The organism is Burkholderia sp. APQ4-4ca (assembly GCF_057837105.1).
Genome location: NZ_JBYQCG010000232.1, coordinates 40,138 through 59,528, shown reverse-complemented (window position 1 = coordinate 59,528; position 19,391 = coordinate 40,138). Strand labels below are relative to the sequence as shown.

Below are 19,391 nucleotides of genomic sequence, written 5' to 3'. Positions count from 1 at the left end.
CGTTACTTGAGGCTGCCCGACAGGAACTGCTTGAGCCGCTCGCTCTGCGGACGCACCAGCACCTCCTTCGGGTCGCCCTCTTCCTCGGTCCGCCCCTGATGCAGGAACATCACGTGGTTCGACACGTTGCGCGCGAAACCCATCTCGTGCGTGACGACGATCATCGTGCGCCCTTCCTCGGCCAGCTTCTGCATCACCTTCAGCACTTCGCCCACCAGTTCCGGGTCGAGCGCGGAGGTCGGCTCGTCGAACAGCATCACGTCCGGATGCATCGCCAACGCACGCGCGATCGCCACGCGCTGCTGCTGGCCGCCCGACAGATGCGACGGATACTGCTTCTCGACGCGCGGCGGCAGACCGACCTTCTCCAGGTACTCGCGCGCACGCTCCTCGGCTTCCTTCTTCGAAATGCCGAGCACGTGCACGGGCGCTTCCATCACGTTCTCGAGCACGTTCATGTGCGCCCACAGGTTGAAGTGCTGGAACACCATCGCGAGCTTCGTGCGAATGCGCTGCAGTTGCTTGTGATCGGCGACTTCGAGCGCGCCGGCGCGGTCGGCCTTCGTGCGCACGGCCTCGCCGTCGACGACGATCTGCCCCGCATTCGGTCGCTCGAGAAAATTGATGCAGCGCAGGAACGTGCTCTTGCCCGAGCCGCTCGCGCCGATGATGCTGATGACGTCGCCGGCCTTCGCGTTCAGCGACACGCCCTTGAGCACCTCGTTGTCGCCATAGCGCTTGTGGATGTCGACCGCGGCAAGCTTGACGGAAGCGGACGCGCTCGTTTGAGTGATCTCGGCCAACTGGCTCTCCTCGAAGTAATTCAATGACGGGCGGCCGCGAGATACGCGAGCCAGTGGCGCTCCGCGCGGCGAAACGCCGCGACGAGTGCGAACGATACCGCAAGATAGATCAGCGCGGCGATCCCGAACGACTGGAACGCCATGTAGGTCGCGGAATTGGCGTCGCGCGCGACCTTCAGGATGTCCGGCACGGTCGCGGTGAACGCGACGGTCGTCGCGTGCAGCATCAGGATCACCTCGTTGCTGTACAGCGGCAGCGCCCGGCGCAGCGCCGACGGCAGGATCACGCGGCGGTACATCGTGAACGGCGACATCCCGTACGCCCGCGCCGCCTCGACCTCGCCGTGCGGGATCGCACGAATCGCCCCGGCGAAGATCTCGGTCGTGTACGCGCAGGTATTCAGCGCGAACGCGAGAATCGCGCAGTTGAAGCCGCTGCGGAAAAACGCATCGAGCAGCGAGTGCGAGCGCACGAACTCGAGGCTGTACATGCCCGTGTACATCAGCAGCAACTGCACGTAGAGCGGCGTGCCGCGGAACACGTACGTGTAGAACCGCACCGGCATCGACACCCACTTGTTCCTCGACACGCGCGCGACCGCGAGCGGCACCGCGCACACGAAGCCGAGCGAAATCGAGGCGACGAGCAGCCACAGCGTCACCGCGAGGCCGGACAGGCGCTGGCCGTCCCAGAAAAGGAACGCCTTGCCGAATTCCTGGAGGATCTCGATCATAGTTCTGCGTGCCGCACGCCCATGGAATAACGCTTCTCGAGCTGGATCAGCACGAGGTTGGAGACGGTCGTGATCGCCAGATAGATCAGCGCCGCGACGAGGATGAAGAAGAACATGTTGAACGTGCTCTTGCCGGCGTCCTGCGCGGCCTTCACGACGTCCGCGAGACCGATGATCGACACCAGCGCGGTCGCCTTCACGAGCACCTGCCAGTTGTTGCCGATGCCCGGCAGCGCAAAGCGCATCATCTGAGGAAACATGATCCGCGCGAACACGCGCGCGCCGCTCATCCCGTAGGCCGAACCGGCTTCGAGCTGGCCGCGCGGCACCGACAGGAACGCGCCGCGAAACGTCTCGGTGAAATACGCGCCGTAGATGAAGCCGAGCGTCAGCACGCCGGCCACGAACGGGTCGATGTCGATCTGGTTCCAGCCGACGAGGTCGGTGAACTGGTTCAGCCAGATTTGGATGCTGTAGAACAGCAGCAGCATCAGCACAAGATCGGGCACCGAGCGGATCAGCGTCGTATAACCGGTCGCGATCGCTCGCAACACCCGGTTGTGCGACAGCTTCGCCACCGCGCCGATCAGCCCCAGCGCCACCGCGGTGGCGAGCGACAGCACCGACAGCTCGATGGTCTGCACAGTGCCGGCCCAGAGGACGGGACCAAAGCCGTAAAGGAACACGCGCGTCTCCAGAGTTGAATGAATGCCGACGCGTATGCCTGTCCCGCGCCGGGCTGACGCGGATAGTCGCAAGCGAAATTATTTGCCTCAAATCACTGTGCGCGTGATTGCTGCGTCGCAACAATTCATCCCATCATTTCCGCGCACGGCCTACGCTGCTGTTTCAAAAGGAAAAAGCCCGCTTCCTGACAGTCCGATGACACGCCGGGAAGCGGGCTTTTTGCAATTTTCCGGTCGCTTTTTCGATATAGCGCCGGGCGGGCCGTCAGGCCGAACGGGCAGGTCCGGGGCCACGCGACACAATCGCTCGCTCATGCCCGCGACGCGCTGCGCGACCGGTTGCACAAGCGCCGCGCGTGAGCGTCACCGCCCTTTCAGGATGTCGGAGCGCGAAGTCGTATAGACGAGCCCGTCCGGGCCGAAATGGACGTTGAAGAACGCGTCGGTGTTGACGCCGTCCTCGAGCCAGCGCCAGCTCCAGACCGTCTCGGGCTTCAGCGGATACTGCGCGACGTCGCCGGGCTTGCCGAGCAGGCGCCGCACCTCGTCCTCGTCCATCCCCGGGCGCACTTTCGCGAAATTCTCGGCGGTCAGCACCTGGGTCGCGCCCGTGTAGCGCCCGTTCGCATCGAGGTCGACGAACCAGGTCTGGTTGCCCATCGGGCCGCGCGGATATTCGAGACGCTTCGAACCATCGGTAAACGTGCGCTCGGTCTCCGGTTTGCCCATCGTGCCGCGCACGTCGGCCTCGGTCGATTCGCCGACCTTCAGCCCCTTGAGCAGCAGCGGCGCGGGCTTGATCGCGTTGAAGAAGTCGCTGATACGTTGCACGTCGAGATGGCCTTGGTCGTCGCAACCGGTCAACGCCAGCGCGGCGGCCAGCATCGTCACGGAAAGCAGCGGGAAACGGAAAATCATCGGAAGAATGGCGCGTGGAGAAAACACGCGAAGGATACCCGCGCGACGCCGAAAGCGCGAGACGGGCCGCGCGGCCCGTCCGGTGTTCAATGCGTCGTTTCGGTTTCGGCCGGGGTTTCGGACGCCCGATTCGCCGGTGGCGCCGCGCGCGGCACGGCCGGCGGCGCACCTGGGCGGCCGCGCGTGCGCATCAGCTCGGCAAGCTGCCACGAGCCGAGCGCGAGGCAGCCGAACAGCACTTCGCGGCCGCGCTTGACCACCGCGAGCGACAGCGCCGTCTCGCGGTCGACGCCGAACATCTGCGCGAGCAGCACGACGGTCGCCTCCTGCACGCCGAGCCCGCCCGGCACCATGAACGCCGCATGCCGCACGGCCTGCGTCATCGCCTCGATCGCGATCGCGCCGCCGATCGACACCGGGTGGCCGAGCAGCGCGAGCGCCCAGTAGATCTCGAGCGCGCCGAGCACGTAGCCGGCCAGTTGCCAGAAAAAGGCGCTGAACAGCAGGCCCGTGCGCGACATCAGCGAATCGATGTCGGCGTCGAGCCGGCGGCCGTCGACGCCCTGCAGCAGCCGGTGCGAATCGCCGAGCAGGCGGCCCGCGAAACGCTCGATCGCGTGGAAGACGCCGCCGCGCCGCATCAGCACGACGCCGAGCACCGGCAACGGCAGCGTCAGCAGCAGCGCGAGGCCGATCGTGCCGCCGCCCATGTTGTCGGTCGTCGCGAGCAGCAGCACGAGGCCGAGCGCCGCGAACGCGTACTGGACCACGATCGTCACGAGCACCTCGACGATCACCGACGCGGTCACACGGCTCGCGTCGGGCACCTGCCAGCGCGCGAGCCGGATGCCGACGATCTCGCCGCCGATCCCGACCACGGGCAGCAGCCGGTTCACGGCCTCGCGCACGGTCGCGATCCACCACAGGAACGCCAGCGACGCGCGCCGATCGAGCAACTGATGCCATGCATATGCATCGAGCAGCAGCGGCAACGCGTGGAACGGCACGAGCCACAGCAGCGCGTAGCCGGCGCGCGCGAGCATCTGCGTCACGTCGCCGACGCCTTCGTGCAGCCCCAGCGCGAGCAGGATGCCGATGCCGATCGGCCAGCCGAGCCACTTGATCCACTTGCTCATGACGGCTGCGCTCCCGGTGCGCGCGACGCGGGCGCGCCGCGCCGTGCCGCGGGTTCGCCGAACACGTCGGCAAAGCCGCCGGTCGCGACGCCCGCCGCCTTCAGCGCGGCGGCAACGCGCGGCGACAGCAGCGCATCCAGTTCGTCGACCGGTCGGTAGCCGGCCATCGTCGGCGTAATCGGGCCGTCGCCGGCTTCGGCCGGATGGCAGTAGATCTCGCCGACGCCCGGCGGCAGCTTCGCGAGCGCGTCGAGCAGCACGGCCTCGTCCATCGCGCCCGTGTGCTCGATGCCGACCACGTAGTCGTTGTGCGCGAGCCCCGCGCGATCGAGCCGCGCGCGCACCAGCGCGATCCACGGCTTGAGCAGCGCCGGCGCGCTCGTTTCGTACGGCAGCCGCACCGCGCGCAGCCCGTAGTCGCGGCCGATCTCGATGATCATCGACAGCACGGTCGGATGCAGGTGGAAGTGCTTGTGCGCGTTCACGTGGTCGAGCGGCAGGCCGCTCGCCGCGAACGCGTCGAACTGCGCGCGGATCTCGCGGCGCAGTTGCGCACGCACGTGCGGCAGGAAGAAGAAGCGGCAGCCGTCCTTCGCCATCGCGTCGCCGAAGCGCCCGTCGGGGCCGACGAGCGCGGGAATTTCATGCGCGGGCAGCGTGGCCGGGCCGTCCGCGAGCACCAGATGCAGGCCGACCGCGAGCGACGGCAGCCGCCGCGCGCGTTCGATCGCATCCTGCGCCGCGCTCGCGCCGACCATCAGGCTCGCGGCGTTCAGCACGCCGTCGCGGTGCGCGCGCTCGACCGCCGCGTTGACGCGCGGGTGCAGCCCGAAGTCGTCCGCGGTGAAGATCAGCGCCCGCGCCGCCCGCTGCGTCGTCACGGATCAGGCCTCGTGCGCGCGCAGGAAGCGGAAGAACTCGACGCCTTCGCGCAGGCGGCGCTTCATCATGTCCCAGCTCGTCAGCATCTCGCGCACGATTTCCCAGATCTTCGACGGGCGGAAGTAGAACTGGCGATAGAACTGCTCGAGATGGTGATAGATCTCGTCGCGCGACAGGTGCGGATAGCCGATCGCCGCGAGCTGCACGCCTTCCTTGCTGACCAGGTTGATGGTCTTGTTCTCTTCCATCCAGCCGTTTTCGACGGCCTGCTTGTAGAGCGTCGTGCCCGGATACGGCGCGGCGAGCGAAACCTGGATCGTGTGCGGGTTGATTTCCTTCGCGTACTCGATCGTCTTCTTGATGGTCTCTTGCGTCTCGCCCGGCAGGCCGAGGATGAAGGTGCCGTGGATCTTGATGCCGAGCTTCTTGCAGTCCGCGCTGAAGCGGCGCGCGAAATCGGTGCGCACGCCCTTCTTGATGTTCACGAGGATCTGGTCGTCGCCCGATTCGAAGCCGACCAGCAGCAGGCGCAGGCCGTTGTCCTTCATGATCTTCAGCGACTTGTACGGCACGTTGGCCTTCGCGTTGCACGACCACGTGATGCCGAGCTTGCCCAGGCCGACGGCGATGGCTTCGGCGCGCGGCAGGTCGTCGGTGAAGGTGTCGTCGTCGAACATCAGTTCCTTCACTTCCGGCATGTTGTCGCGGATCCACTTCGCTTCCGCGAGCACGTTCTCGACCGAGCGCGTGCGGTAGCGATGGCCGCTGACCGTCTGCGGCCACAGGCAGAACGTGCAGCGCGACTTGCAGCCGCGGCCCGTGTAGATCGACACGTACGGATAGTTCAGGTAGCCGATGAAGTAGTTGTCGATCTTCAGGTCGCGCTTGTAGACCGGCGCGACGAACGGCAGCTCGTCCATGTTCTCGAGGATCGGACGCGCTTCGTTGTGCTCGATCGAGCCGTCCTTCGCGCGCCAGCTCAAGCCCTTGATCTCGGGGAACGGCTTGCCTTCGGCGATTTCCTTGCAGGTGTAGTCGAATTCCTCGCGGCACACGAAGTCGATCGCGTCGCTCGCCGTCAGCGAGTTGTGCGGATCGACCATCACCTTCGCGCCGACCATGCCGACCCGCATCGACGGCTTCATCTTCTTCAGATCCTGCGCGAACATCGCGTCGGTCGGGAACGACGGCGTGCTCGTGTGGATGATCACGAGGTCGTAGTCGTTGGCGATCTTCAGCGTTTCCTCGACCGACAGCCCGTCGGCCGGCGCATCGACGACGCGGCTGCCCGGCACGAGCGCGGCCGGCTGCGCGAGCCACGTCGGATACCAGAAGGAACGGATTTCGCGCTTCGCCTGATAGCGCGAGCCGGCTCCGCCGTCGAAGCCGTCATACGAAGGGGCCTGCAAGAACAGCGTTTTCATGAATGCTCCGGTAGCCTGCATAGTTCGTTTCGTTGCAACGATTCAGTCAAAAACCGCGGGCCGCCCTGCCGGCGCCCGCCTCTCTGTTGTGTCGCGCCGCGCGGCTTCGCCGTGCGACGCGTCTCGGCCCGTGGGCCGGGTTCGATCGACGGCCCTAGCGGCCGTCCACTGCTTCCACGGCCGCCGTCGCGCGTTCGCCGCCGACGACCGTCATCCTGGCGCCGCGCCATACCACATGCGTGCCGAACGCGGCCACGAGCCACTCGAGCGCGAGCAGCGTGTCGCGCACCGCGACGAGCGGCAGGTCGCGCCAGAACGCGCGCCAGCCGTCCTCGCCGCGTGCGTGCAGCACGAGCCGCCCGAATGCGCCGAGCGCGGCCGCGCCGCCCGCCAGCGTGCCGGCGAACGTGCCGTCGAGGCGCAATGCCAGCAGCGCGCCGATCGCGAGCCACGGCACGGTAAACGTAATGAACAGGAACGCGAAGCCGGCCGGATTCAGCGAACGGATCGTGCGCAACCAGCGCGTCTCGCGGCGCCACAGCGGCCCGAACGACGGTTCGATCACGTCGGTCGCGACCTCGACCTCGGACAGCACGGTGCGGCGCCCGAGGCGGCGCGGCAGCTCGGCCAGCCAGAAATCGTCGGCCAGCTCGTCCTTCAGCGCGAAGAGACCGCCGATCCGGTCGAGCGTGTCGCGCGTGAGCGCGAGCGTCGCGCCGAAGCCGAAGCGGCTCGAACCGCCGAGGTGCGTGATCCGCACCGACGGCGCGAACCACGCGTCGACGAATTGCGCGCCGATCCGCGTCCAGAGGCCGCCGACGCTGCGCGCATGATACAGGCACGTGACGACCCCCACCGACGGGTCGGCGAGCGGCGCCGTCACGCGCTCCAGATAGTCGGGCTGCACCGCGATGTCGCTGTCCGCGATCACGATGCGGCCGTATTTCGCGCGCTCGGCGAGATTGATCAGGTTGCTGACTTTCAGGTTCTTGCCATGCACGCGCGCGTCGATCACGAGCGTGATGTCGCAATCCGGATGATCGGCGCGCAGCCGCTCGACGACGGCCGCGGCCGGATCGGCCGACGATGCGACGCCGAACAGCACCTCGTAGCGAGGATGGCGCTGCACGCAGAAGGTCGCGAGGTTTTCATACAGGTGCGGCTCCGCGCCGCACAGCGGCTTCAACACACTGACCGGCTCGAAGCCGTCGCGCGCGGCCGTGCGCGGTGTGCGCGGCGGCGGCGCGAAGGCCGCGACGAGCGCATAGCCGGCCGCGGCCAGCGTGAACGCGATCAGGAGCCAGTCGAGCAGCGTGGCGGTAGGCGTCATGCGCGATGCCTCCCGGCGACGCGGGCGCCATGGCAAACGCTTGAGCGTGATTGAACGTGATGCGGTATTCCGACGACGACGAACGCGGGCACGACCCGACTCCTTGTTCCTGCAGCGTCTGTAATGGGGGAGGCGCGACCCGTTGTTCGGGTTCGGCCATGCCCGGCTTCGCGTGGCGTATCCCCGCGCAGCGCCCGGACGGCATGCGGGAAGACTCGAATGGCTCCATCGGCACAAGATGGGCAGGCGGCGGATTTTAGCAGTCTGCGCCCCCCCGCGCTCGGCGCTACGCGAAACGGACTAGTGCAATTTCGGCAAAGCTGAGGGATCGACGAGCCTGATCGGCCCGGCCACGTTCACGGTAGCGTAAGCACTTTGCAGGCGTATTGCAGTCTTTAAAATCAAACGTTTCGTGCAAATTTGTGTGTCGACGCGGTTTCACTTCCAATCGCCGTAAAATTTGGTAATTAATCGGTGATTAGATTGATTTTCGCAACGATTGTCGGAAGCCAGCCTGCGCCCCTGTAAGGCGCATGGGTATCCTCGCGCCGCCAGCACGTTCCGGAACCCTTTGGCAAAATCGTCGGCGTCTGTTGCGTCAGCGCATCACCACGCCACCCCGTTTTCGAAGGTCTTCCGATGACACCGTTTTCCGTACTCGATCTCGCCCCCATTCCGGCCGGCGCCGACGCCTCGCAGGCATTCCGCAACACCGTCGATCTCGCGCAGCACGCGGAACGCTGGGGCTACCGGCGCTACTGGCTGGCCGAGCATCACAACATGCCGGGCATCGCGAGTGCGGCCACCGCCGTCGTGATCGGCCACGTCGCGGGCGCCACGCAGACGATCCGGGTCGGCTCGGGCGGCATCATGCTGCCGAACCATGCGCCGCTCGTGATCGCCGAGCAGTTCGGCACGCTCGCGTCGCTGTATCCGGGGCGCATCGACCTCGGCCTCGGCCGCGCGCCCGGCACCGACCAGACCACGTCGCGCGCGCTGCGCCGCGACCTGATCGGCAGCGCCGATTCGTTTCCGGACGACGTCGCCGAGCTGCAGCGCTACTTCGCGGAGCCCGTACCCGGCCAGCGCGTGCGCGCGGTGCCCGGCGCGGGGCTCGACGTCCCGGTGTGGCTGCTCGGTTCGAGCCTGTTCAGCGCGCAACTCGCGGCGATGCTCGGGCTGCCGTTCGCGTTCGCGTCGCACTTCGCGCCCGACTATTTGATGCGGGCGCTCGAGATCTATCGCGCGCAGTACCGGCCGTCGGCCGCCTGGCCGAAGCCGCATGCGATGGTCGGCGTCAACGTGTTCGCGGCCGAGACCGACGATGAGGCGCGGCGCCTGTTCACGTCGCTGCAGCAGCAGTTCATCAACCTGCGGCGCGGCACGCCGGGCAAGCTGCCGCCGCCCGTCGACGCGCTCGAGGCGAACGAACTCGAACTCGCGACCGTCGCGCATTCGCTGTCGTTCGCGGCGGTCGGCTCGCGCGACACGGTCCGCGACAAGCTGCGCGACCGTATCGCACAGACGGGCGCCGACGAGCTGATCATCACCGCGCAGATCTACGATCATGCCGCGCGGCTGCGTTCGTTCGAACTGGCCGCGCAGATCCGCGACGAACTCGCGAACGAGGCAAGCTGACGGCACGACCGCGCGCGGCCGCCCGCCCGCGCCGCCTCACTGCGGGCGCACGGCGTCCAGCCCGTCGAGCAGCGCCTTGTGGAACGCGTCCGGGTCCTGGATCTGCGGCGCGTGGCCGAGCGCCGGGAATTCGACGAGCTGCGCGCCGGGAATCGCGGCCTGCGTGCGCTTCGCGAGCTCCGGATAGCGGCCGAGCTTCGCGTGCACGTCGGGCGGCGCGACGTCCTTGCCGATCGCGGTCGTGTCCTTGTCGCCGATCATCAGCAGCGTCGGCACGCGAATCGCGCCGAATTCGTAGACCACCGGCTGCGTGAGGATCATGTCGTAGATCAGCGCGGAGTTCCACGCGACCGCGTCGCGGCCCGCGCCGCGATACATGCCGGCGAGCATCTGCACCCAGCGCTCGTACGACGGCGCCCACTTGCCCGCGTAGTAGGTCGCCTGCTCGTAGCGGCGGATGCCGTCGGCGTTGGTCTTCAGCTCGCGCGCATACCAGTAGTCGACCGACAGCGGCGGCACGCCGAGCGCCTTCCAGTCCTCGAGGCCGATCGGATTCACGAGCACGAGCTGGTCGGTCGCCTTCGGATACATCAGCGCGTAGCGGATCGCGAGCATCCCGCCCGTCGAGTGGCCGACGATCGTCGCCGACTTCACGCCGACCGATTCGAGCAGCGCGTGCGTGTTGCGCGCGAGTTGCTGGAAGCTGTACTGGTAGCGCTCGGGTTTCGACGATTTGCAGAAGCCGATCTGGTCCGGCGCGATCACGCGATAGCCGGCGCGACTCAGCACGCCGATCGTGTCCTCCCAGGTCGCCGCGCAGAAGTTCTTGCCGTGCAGCAGCACGACGGTGCGGCCGTTCGGGTGCGCGGGCTGCACGTCGAGGTACGCCATCTCGAGGGTTTCGCGCTGCGACACGAACGCATATTCGTGCACGGGCGCCGGATACGCGAACCCTTCCAGGCGCGGGCCGTACGCGGGCCCTTCGTTGGCGGCGGGCGGCGCGGCGACGGCCGCAACGGGCATCGCGCACGCGGCGGCGGCGCTCGCGCCGAACACGGCGGCGCGCGCGACAGACAGGATCTTGCAAATCGAAAGCATGGCGATCACGGTGAGTGGAGACGCGCGCGGGCAGCCGGGTTGCAGCGCGGCTGTCTCGCGCCCCGCGATTCTACGCGGTCGCGTGACGACGGCGCGCAACACTCCAGCGCCGCGCGACTTCCGCGCGTACGACGAACTCGGGTATCGTGTGACGTGACCCTGAAACGCGTGCAGGCGAATTCCCATGAAAAACGTCCTCAGCATTCAGTCGCACGTCATCTACGGCCATGCCGGCAACAGTGCGGCCGTGTTTCCGATGCAGCGCCTCGGCGTCAACGTCTGGCCGCTCAACACCGTCCAGTTGTCGAATCACATGCAGTACGGCCACTGGGCCGGCAGCGCGATCGACGCCGCGAAGATGGAACAGCTCGTCGACGGCATCGCCGCCATCGGCGCGCTCAAGCGGTGCGACGCGGTGCTGTCCGGCTTCCTCGGCTCGCCGCCGCAGGCACGCGCGGCGGTCGAGATCGTGCGCTCGGTGAAGGCGATGAATCCGAACGCGTGGTACTTCTGCGATCCGGCGATGGGCCAGACGGGCGGCGTCCGGCCCGAGCCCGGCGTCGAGGAATTCATCGTCCAGGAGGTGCCGGCGCTCGCGGACGGCATGTCGCCGAACCATACCGAACTGCAGAAGCTCGCCGGGCGACGCATCGAGACCGTCGCGGAAGCCGTCGACGCGTGCCGCGCGCTGATCCGCCGCGGCCCGAAGATCATCCTCGTCAAGCACCTGCACGACCGCAACAGCCCGGCCGACCGTTTCAACATGCTCGCCGTCACCGAAACCGAAGCGTGGATCGGCCAGCGGCCGCTGTATGCGTTTCCGCGCCATCCGGTCGGCGTCGGCGACCTGACCAGTGCGATCTTCGTCGCGTGCCGGCTGCGCGGCGACTCGGTGCGCGCCGCGTTCGAACACACGCTCGCGGCCGTGCACGCGGTCGTGAAGGCCACCTACGACGCGCGCCGCTACGAGCTCGAGCTCGTCGCCGCGCAGGACGAAATCGCGCGGCCGAGCGAATGGTTCGGCGCGTGGGTGACCGACGCCTGACGCGTGCGTATCGCCCTCCTCGCCGCGGCGGCCCGCCGCTGCGCCTCAGCCGTCCTGCTACTCCCTCGCTGTTCTGCTGTTCTGCTGTTCTGCTGTTCTGCTGTTCTGCTGTTCTGCTGTTCTGCTGTTCTGCTGTTCTGCTGTTCTGCTGTTCTGCTGTTCTGCTGTTCCGCTGTTCCGCTGTTCCGCTGTTCCGCTGTTCCGCTGTTCCGCTGTTCCGCTGTTCTCCGCGTGCCGCGCAACGCCCGCCTCGCCCGCCGCCGCTTCCCGCAGTCCGTGCGGCGGCGCACCGCCGGCCGCGACCTGATTCACGCGTGCAAACGTTTCCGGACTTCACATGAATGACACCGATTCCTCGCTATGCTCGCGGCGGCACCCACCGGCGCAGCCGCATCCTGCGACCCGGTGTGCGCCGTTCCCGCAGGTCCCGCCAATCGGCTCCCTCTTTACCCCACGATAACGACCATGACCCGATCGAACCGTCGTGACTTCCTGCGCGTCGCCGCCGGCACTGCCGGCGCCGCCGCGCTGAACCTGTTTCCGCCCGTGATCCGCGATGCGCTCGCGATTCCCGCGAACCGCCGTACCGGCACGATCCGCGATATCGAACACATCGTGATCCTGATGCAGGAGAACCGTTCGTTCGACCACTACTTCGGCACGATGCGCGGTGTCCGCGGCTTCGGTGACCCGCGCCCGCTGCGCCTCGCGAACGGCAAGTCGGTGTTTCACCAGCCGGTCGGCCCGGCCGAACTGCTGCCGTTCCACCCGGGCGCCGACAAGCTCGGCCTGCAGTTCCTGCAGGATCTGCCGCACGGCTGGCAGGACATGCACGCCGCCTGGAACAAGGGCCGCTACGACCAGTGGGTGCCGAACAAGGGCACCACGACGATGGCGTACCTGAAGCGCGACGACATCCCGTTCCACTATCAGCTCGCCGACGCGTTCACGATCTGCGACGCGTACCACTGCGCGATCCCGAGCTCGACCGACCCGAACCGCTACTACATGTGGACGGGCTACGTCGGCAACGACGGCACGGGCGGCGGCCCGGTGCTCGGCAACGAGGAAAAAGGCTACGGCTGGACGACCTATCCGGAAGTGCTCGAACAGGCCGGCGTGTCGTGGAAGATCTACCAGGACGTCGGCACCGGGCTCGACGCGAACGGCTCGTGGGGCTGGACGCAGAACCCGTACATCGGCAACTACGGCGACAACGCGCTGCTCTACTTCAACCAGTACCGCACCGCGCTGCCCGGCACGCCGCTGTACGACAAGGCGCGCACCGGCACCAACATCAGCGCCGGCGGCACGCTGTTCGACGTGCTGCAGCAGGACGTGAAGAACGGCACGCTGCCGCAGGTGTCGTGGATCTGCGCGCCGGAAGCCTATTCCGAGCACCCGAACTGGCCGGCGAACTACGGCGCGTGGTACATCGAGCAGGTGCTGAAGGTGCTCGTGTCGAATCCGGAGGTGTGGAGCAAGACCGCGCTCTTCATCACGTACGACGAAAACGACGGCTTCTTCGACCACGTGGCGCCGCCGTTCGCGCCGCAGTCGCGCGACAACGGGCTGTCCACGGTCGCGACGACCAACGAGGTGTTCGCCGGCGACGCGTCGCACATGGCCGGCCCGTACGGGCTCGGGCCGCGCGTGCCGATGCTCGTCGTGTCGCCGTGGACCAAGGGCGGCTGGGTCTGCTCGCAGACGTTCGATCACACGTCGCTGCTGCAATTCATCGAGGCGCGCTTCGGCGCGCAGTATCCGGTCACGGCCGCCAACGTGTCGCCGTGGCGCCGCGCGGTGTGCGGCGACCTGACGTCGGCATTCGACTTCGCGACCGCGGACGCCGCGTGGCCGACGCTGCCCGACACGAGCGGCTACGCGCCGCCCGACCGCGCGCGCCATCCCGACTACATCCCGGTGCCGCCGGTGCTGCAGACGCTGCCGAAACAGGAAGCCGGGCTGCGTCCGGCGCGCGCGCTGCCGTACGAGCTGTTCGTGCACGGCCGCGTCGAAGCCGCGAACGGCCAGTTCCGGTTGACCTTCGCGAACACGGGCCGGGCGGGCGCCGCGTTCCAGGTCCAGTCGCGCAACCGCGTCGACGGCCCGTGGGCATACACGGTCGAAGCCGGCAAACGCGTCGCCGATACGTGGAGCGCCGCCGCGTCGCTCGGCCTGTACGACCTCGACGTGTACGGCCCGAACGGCTTCTACTGCCATTTCCGCGGCCCGTTCGCGACCGGCATCGGCAGCGCGAACGTGAACCCCGAAGTGATCTACGGTTACGACGTCGCGAACGGCAACATCACGCTGCGCCTGATGAACCGCGGGCACAAGGCCGTGCGGCTGAAGGTCACGAACGCGTACGGCCACGGTCGCGCGCGCACGTTCGACCTCGCGCCGGGCGCGCACGTTGACGACTACTGGGATCTGCGCGGCAGCCACGGCTGGTATGACCTCACCGTCAGCGACGGCCGCCTGCTCGGCTTCCTGCGCCGCTTCGCGGGCCACGTCGAAACGGGCCGCCCGAGCACCAGCGACCCGCTGATCCGCACGACCGCGTCGCACGACGACGCCGAAGCCGCGTCGGACGCCCTGGCCGACTGACGCCGCCCCACGCGCGGCGCGGCCCCGGCGGGCCGCGCCGCGTTTTTAGCCCGCACCGCCCCCCTCTTTCTGCCCGTTCCGTTCGCGACGGGAAACTCCCGATACCGGCCGCCCGTGCTCGCGCGGAAGCTATGCGCAAATCCGCATCGAATGCGCGGCAAATTTCCAAGACCCGCGCATATCGGCGACCTATATATCGATGCAATCGGGGCTCTTCGCGGAGCCTGACGGGAGACGTTTCCGAGGATCACGATGCCGACCTCCCCGCCCGATTCCGAGAAGCGGTCGAACCGCCCGCCCGTCGCACGCGCCCGGCCCGCCCGGACGCGCGCGGTACCCACTCGCCGGTGTCGAACAAGAGGAACAACATGAAATTCCGTCATTCCCTGCTGTCGGTGTCCATTGCATCCGCGCTTGCCCTCCTCTCGCAACAGGCCGCCCAGGCTGCCGACGCAACCGACGTGAAGGTCGGCTTCGCCGCGCCGCTCACGGGCGTGAACGCCGGCTACGGCAAGGATCTGCAAAACGGCGTGCAGCTCGCGCTCGACGATGCGGTCGCGCAGAAGGTGCAGATCGCCGGCAAGCCCGCCCACTTCAATCTCGTCGTGCAGGACGACCAGGCCGACCCGCGCATCGGCGTGCAGGCCGCGCAGGCGCTGGTCGACCAGAACGTGTCGGTCGTGGTCGGCCACTTCAACTCGGGGACGACGATTCCGGCGTCGGTCGTCTACGACAAGGCCGGCATTCCGGTGATCGACCCGGCCGCGACCAATCCGACGCTCACGTCGCGCGGGCTCGCGAACATGTTCATGGTGATCGCGACCGACGGCCAGAACGCCGGCAACGCGGGCAAGTACGCGGTCGACGTGACGAAGGCGAAGCGCATCGCGATCATCGACGACCGCACCGCGTTCGGCCAGGGCGAGGCCGACGAGTTCGAGAAGGCCGTGAAGGCCGCCGGCGGCACGATCATCGGCCGCGAGTTCACCAACAACCAGGCGGTCGATTTCCGCGCGCAGATCACGAGCCTGAAGGGCAAGAACCCGGACCTGATCTTCTTCGGCGGCCTCGATTCGCTTGCCGCGAACTTCATCAAGCAGATGCGCCAGCTCGGGCTGAACGCGCAGTTCGTCGGCGGCGGCGGCGTGAAGGACAACGAGTTCATCAAGATCGCGGGCCCGGCAGCCGAAGGCGCGATGGCATGGGAATACGGCCGGCCGCTCGACGAGCTGCCGCAGGGGAAGGATTTCGAGGCGCGCTTCAAGAAGCGCTTCGGCGTCGACGTGCTGTCGTACGCGCAGTTCGGCTATGACGCGGCGTGGGCAGCGATCAAGGCGATGCAGGCGGCCGGCTCGACCGACCCGAAGGCCTATCGGCCGGCGCTCAAGAAAGTCGACTTCGAAGGCGTGACCGGCCGCATTTCGTTCGCGAACGACGGCTCGCTGAAGAGCGGGATGTCGACGCTGTACCAGGTGAAGAACGGCGCGTGGAAGACGATCGTGACGAAGGGAGGCTGATCGGCGAGGCAGGCGGCCGGCGGCGGGAACGCCGCCTGGCCGCGAAGATCGACACGGCTACGCCGACCTCATACGACGACTGATGTTGAGGCGACGACGAGAGCGGGCCCGCGACAGTCGCGAGCCGCCGCGACGCAAGGTCAGCCGGCCTCGGCCTCGGCTGCCTCGTGCGCGCGGCGCAGCCGCTCGCGGCTGTTCGTGAGGTGCGTGCGCATCGCGGCGCGGGCCGCTTCCGGGTCGTGGCGCGCGATCGCCTCGTAGATGTCCTCGTGCTCGTGATTCAGCCGGCCGACGTAACGCTCGAGATCGTCGCCGGCAAAGCGCGCCGAATTCACGCGCGTGCGCGGGATGATCGACGTGCCGAGCTGCGTCATGATGTCGACGAAATAGCGGTTGCCGGTGGATTGCGCGATCTGCAGGTGGAACTGGAAATCGAGCTGCGCGGTGTCGCGGCCGCCGCCCGCGCCCGTCGCGATCGCGTCGAGCGCGCGCCGCAGCGCGGCGAGGTCGGTGTCGTTCGCGCGCTGCGCGGCCAGGCTCGCGCACTCGCTTTCGAGACTGATGCGCAGCTCCAGCACCGCGAGCACGTCGCGCAGCGTCGTGATCGTCGCGGGATCGATGCCGAGCGTCTGGCGGCGCGACGGCTCGAGCACGAAGCTGCCGATGCCGTGGCGCGTCTCGACGAGGCCGCTCGCCTGCATCCGCGAGATCGCCTCGCGCACGACCGTGCGGCTCACGCCCTGCGCCGCCATGACTTCGGTTTCGGTCGGCAGCTTGTCGCCGGGACGCAGCGTGCCGTTTTCGATCTGCGCGGTCAGCGCGTCGACGACATCTTGTGCGAGGCTGCGTGCGCGACGGCGCGGCGCTGCGGGAAGCGTAGGCACGGACATGTGGCCGGTTCCTTTTTGAATGATCGTAATGTGAGCCGAGGGTTTACGCGGGGTTTGAGCGAAAGCCGATGATTCATTATACTGCGTCACAAGTCATCCGACGACTGATGATCTACGCACGGTTCTCCTGTCGACTCAGGTCGGCTGTTCAGCCCCGCCTGGTCCCGTGCGTAACGATCCGGCCCCTGTTCGCGTGCTGCGCTCCATGGGCCCGGTTGTCGCTGCCACCCCGTTGCGTCGACATGCGGGGCTTGCGCGCCGCGCACGTCGGTTGTCGAATGATCGCACCTCCCGCCGCGCGCGGCAAAGCTTTTGCCGCACGGCATCGCCTACTCTTTCGCCATCGCCGCCCATGAACGCCGTCACTGCCTCGCCCTCCCCCGACACGCCGCGCATCGTCGACCTGCAAGCGATTCCGGTCGCCGGCCACGACAGCATGCTGCTCAACCTGAGCGGCGCGCACGGCCCGTTCTTCACCCGCAACCTCGTGATCCTGAAGGACAGCGCGGGTCGCACGGGCGTCGGCGAGGTGCCGGGCGGCGAGAGCATCCGCCGCACGCTCGACGACGCGCGCGCGCTCGTCGTCGGCCAGCCGGTCGGCAACTATCATGCGGTGCTCAACGACGTGCGGCGCACCTTCGCCGACCGCGACGCGAGCGGCCGCGGACTGCAGACCTTCGACCTGCGCACGACAATCCACGCGGTCACCGCGCTCGAAGCCGCGCTGCTCGACCTGCTCGGCCAGCATCTCGGCGTGCCGGTCGCCGCGCTGCTCGGCGAAGGCCAGCAACGCGAGCGCGTCGAGATGCTCGGCTACCTGTTCTACGTCGGCGATCGCACCAGGACGGCGCTCCCCTATCGCGACGGCCGCGGCGCGACCGACGACTGGACACGCGTGCGCGACGAGGCGGCGCTGACGCCGGAGGCCGTCGTGCGGCTCGCCGAAGCCGCGCATGCGCGCTACGGCTTCAACGACTTCAAGCTGAAGGGCGGCGTGTTCGAAGGCGCGCGCGAGATCGAGGCCGTGACGGCGCTCGCCGAGCGCTTCCCCGACGCGCGCGTGACGCTCGATCCGAACGGCGCATGGTCGCTCGACGAGGCCGTGCGGCTGTGCCGCGATCAGCATCACGTGCTCGCGTATGCGGAAGATCCGTGCGGGGCGGAGAACGGCTACTCGGGCCGCGAGGTGATGGCCGAATTCCGCCGCGCGACGGGGCTGCCGACGGCGACCAACATGATCGCCACCGACTGGCGGCAGATGGGCCACGCGGTGCAGCTGCACGCCGTCGACATCCCGCTCGCCGACCCGCACTTCTGGACGATGCAGGGCTCGGTGCGGGTCGCGCAGATGTGCCGCGACTGGGGCCTCACGTGGGGTTCGCATTCGAACAACCACTTCGACGTGTCGCTCGCGATGTTCACGCACGTCGCGGCCGCGGCGCCGGGCCAGGTCACCGCGATCGACACGCACTGGATCTGGCAGGACGGCGAACGGCTGACGCGCGAGCCGCTGAAGATCGAGAACGGGCTGGTGGAAGTACCGAAGCGGCCGGGGCTCGGCATCGACATCGACATGGATGCGGTCGCGCTCGCGCACGAGTTGTACAAGCAGCACGGCCTCGGCGCCCGCGACGACGCGGCGGCGATGCAGTACCTGATCCCGGGCTGGACGTTCAACAACAAGCGCCCGTGCCTCGTGCGCTGAGCACGGGCCGACCGGGCGGCAAGGTCGCCCGGTCATGCGCGGCTGGGCACTCCTGAGCGGGCGTCCCTGACCGGGCGTCCCTAACCCCCGCGCCATCCAGGACGCAGCGAACAGTCAGACGATCTGCTTGAGCGCCGCGTCGAGCGCGAGCACCGCGACGCGGTCGCCTTCGGTCGCGAGCGGCGTGCGCATCACGATCTGCCGGTTGTGGCCGACAGCCGCCGGCGAATCCCACAGCAGTTCCACCTTCGGTCGATTGAACAAGCTGCCGCGACGCGGCGGCACGACCGCCGGCTGCGCGCCGTGCTCACCCGCGGCGGGCGCCGCGTGGCCGGGCCAGCGCACCGACAGTTCGCGCGCGTCGTACTGGCCGACCTTGCGGCTTTCCATCCAGACGATCGCGGTGCGCGTCAGCACGTCGAGCGAGATCGCATACCGGCCGACCGCGAAGCGGCGCGCGGCCACGTTGGTCCGCCACAGCGGCCGCGGCCGGCAGATCCAGACGATCGCCGCATACAGCGCCGGCGCGGCGACGAGCCAGCCGTTGGTCGCCGTCACCGCATGCAGCGCGCGGCGCCAGCCGGCCGCCCACGTGAACGCGCCGATCGACCACGCGGCGAACAGGAAACCGATCAGCGCGAACACGCGCAGCGCCTGGCGCAACCACTGCGGCAGCGGATGGAACGGCCGCTCGGCCCGGGCGGCGGCGCCCGGCAGCGCGAGCAGCAGGAAGATCAGGATGAGATAGAGGAATGCCCACGGCGACGACATCATCGCCGACAGCGACGCGCGATAACCCATCTGGGACATCGAGAACAGCCAGCGCGCGAGCAGCACGAGACCGATCGCGCGCAACGCGAAGATCACACCGGCGCCGGGGGCCGGCGCTGCGCGCGTGGTTTTCGTTCTCGCCAAGACTGCTCTCCTCTGGATAGTCGTACCGGGCCGGATTTCACGGCACGGCGGCCATTATAG

Annotated in this window: 17 protein-coding genes; 6 read left to right on the top strand and 11 right to left on the bottom strand. The window is 68.1% G+C overall.

Annotation, left to right across the window (positions count from 1 at the left end):
• Positions 1–2: 2 nt before the first annotated feature.
• From AC3IFE_RS28115 to hpnI, 8 genes are all read right to left on the bottom strand, one after another.
• On the bottom strand, positions 3–803 hold the full coding sequence (locus AC3IFE_RS28115) for an ABC transporter ATP-binding protein (RefSeq protein ID WP_089467023.1): 801 nt from the start codon (positions 801–803) through the stop codon (positions 3–5).
• A gap of 20 nt (positions 804–823) precedes the next feature.
• The gene (locus AC3IFE_RS28110; RefSeq protein ID WP_006476443.1) at positions 824–1,537 is read right to left on the bottom strand and encodes an ABC transporter permease; all 714 of its coding nucleotides are present in this window, start codon (positions 1,535–1,537) and stop codon (positions 824–826) included.
• Positions 1,534–2,223 (bottom strand): ABC transporter permease, encoded by a 690-nt coding sequence (locus AC3IFE_RS28105; protein ID WP_012328180.1) that lies wholly within the window; start codon positions 2,221–2,223, stop codon positions 1,534–1,536. Before AC3IFE_RS28105 ends, AC3IFE_RS28110 begins: the two co-directional genes overlap by 4 nt.
• A gap of 363 nt (positions 2,224–2,586) precedes the next feature.
• On the bottom strand, positions 2,587–3,141 hold the full coding sequence (locus AC3IFE_RS28100; protein WP_089467022.1) for a hypothetical protein: 555 nt from the start codon (positions 3,139–3,141) through the stop codon (positions 2,587–2,589).
• 86 nt (positions 3,142–3,227) lie between these two features.
• A complete protein-coding gene (locus tag AC3IFE_RS28095) occupies positions 3,228–4,277 on the bottom strand; it encodes a lysylphosphatidylglycerol synthase domain-containing protein (protein ID WP_301740311.1) in 1,050 nt (349 codons plus the stop codon).
• Positions 4,274–5,158 (bottom strand): hopanoid biosynthesis-associated protein HpnK, encoded by an 885-nt coding sequence (hpnK, locus tag AC3IFE_RS28090; protein WP_489193355.1) that lies wholly within the window; start codon positions 5,156–5,158, stop codon positions 4,274–4,276. Before hpnK ends, AC3IFE_RS28095 begins: the two co-directional genes overlap by 4 nt.
• 3 nt (positions 5,159–5,161) lie before the next feature.
• Entirely contained in the window at positions 5,162–6,583 is a 1,422-nt protein-coding gene (gene hpnJ / locus AC3IFE_RS28085; RefSeq protein ID WP_489193353.1) for a hopanoid biosynthesis associated radical SAM protein HpnJ, read from the bottom strand.
• Between the two features lie 154 nt (positions 6,584–6,737).
• The gene (gene hpnI / locus AC3IFE_RS28080; RefSeq protein WP_489193351.1) at positions 6,738–7,913 is read right to left on the bottom strand and encodes a bacteriohopanetetrol glucosamine biosynthesis glycosyltransferase HpnI; all 1,176 of its coding nucleotides are present in this window, start codon (positions 7,911–7,913) and stop codon (positions 6,738–6,740) included.
• A gap of 639 nt (positions 7,914–8,552) precedes the next feature.
• On the opposite strand from hpnI, the gene AC3IFE_RS28075 reads away from it, so the two are divergent.
• Positions 8,553–9,551: an LLM class flavin-dependent oxidoreductase gene (locus tag AC3IFE_RS28075; RefSeq protein ID WP_050011426.1), complete on the top strand. Its 999-nt coding sequence runs from the start codon at positions 8,553–8,555 to the stop codon at positions 9,549–9,551.
• A gap of 36 nt (positions 9,552–9,587) precedes the next feature.
• On the opposite strand, the gene AC3IFE_RS28070 is transcribed toward AC3IFE_RS28075, so the two are convergent.
• Entirely contained in the window at positions 9,588–10,649 is a 1,062-nt protein-coding gene (locus AC3IFE_RS28070; RefSeq protein WP_489193348.1) for an alpha/beta fold hydrolase, read from the bottom strand.
• A 184-nt stretch (positions 10,650–10,833) separates the two neighbouring features.
• Here AC3IFE_RS28070 and pdxY point away from each other — a divergent pair, with 184 nt between their 5' ends.
• The 4 genes from pdxY to AC3IFE_RS28050 all read left to right on the top strand — a co-directional run bounded on the left by pdxY (position 10,834) and on the right by AC3IFE_RS28050 (position 15,821).
• A complete protein-coding gene (gene pdxY / locus AC3IFE_RS28065; RefSeq protein ID WP_050011428.1) occupies positions 10,834–11,694 on the top strand; it encodes a pyridoxal kinase PdxY in 861 nt (286 codons plus the stop codon).
• 3 nt (positions 11,695–11,697) lie between these two features.
• A complete protein-coding gene (locus tag AC3IFE_RS28060; protein WP_489193346.1) occupies positions 11,698–12,039 on the top strand; it encodes a hypothetical protein in 342 nt (113 codons plus the stop codon).
• 120 nt (positions 12,040–12,159) lie between these two features.
• Positions 12,160–14,304 (top strand): phosphocholine-specific phospholipase C, encoded by a 2,145-nt coding sequence (locus AC3IFE_RS28055; RefSeq protein WP_489193344.1) that lies wholly within the window; start codon positions 12,160–12,162, stop codon positions 14,302–14,304.
• Between the two features lie 368 nt (positions 14,305–14,672).
• On the top strand, positions 14,673–15,821 hold the full coding sequence (locus AC3IFE_RS28050) for a branched-chain amino acid ABC transporter substrate-binding protein (protein WP_489193342.1): 1,149 nt from the start codon (positions 14,673–14,675) through the stop codon (positions 15,819–15,821).
• Positions 15,822–15,961: 140 nt separating this feature from the next.
• Here AC3IFE_RS28050 and AC3IFE_RS28045 read toward each other — a convergent pair whose 3' ends face one another.
• Positions 15,962–16,711, bottom strand: coding sequence for a FadR/GntR family transcriptional regulator (locus AC3IFE_RS28045; protein WP_089467013.1), 750 nt, complete (start codon positions 16,709–16,711; stop codon positions 15,962–15,964).
• Positions 16,712–17,063: 352 nt separating this feature from the next.
• Here AC3IFE_RS28045 and gudD point away from each other — a divergent pair, with 352 nt between their 5' ends.
• Positions 17,064–18,416: a glucarate dehydratase gene (gene gudD / locus AC3IFE_RS28040; RefSeq protein WP_489193339.1), complete on the top strand. Its 1,353-nt coding sequence runs from the start codon at positions 17,064–17,066 to the stop codon at positions 18,414–18,416.
• 114 nt (positions 18,417–18,530) lie between these two features.
• Here the strand turns inward: gudD and AC3IFE_RS28035 are convergent, their stop codons facing one another.
• Entirely contained in the window at positions 18,531–19,331 is an 801-nt protein-coding gene (locus AC3IFE_RS28035) for a hypothetical protein (RefSeq protein WP_089467011.1), read from the bottom strand.
• Positions 19,332–19,391 lie beyond the last annotated feature (60 nt).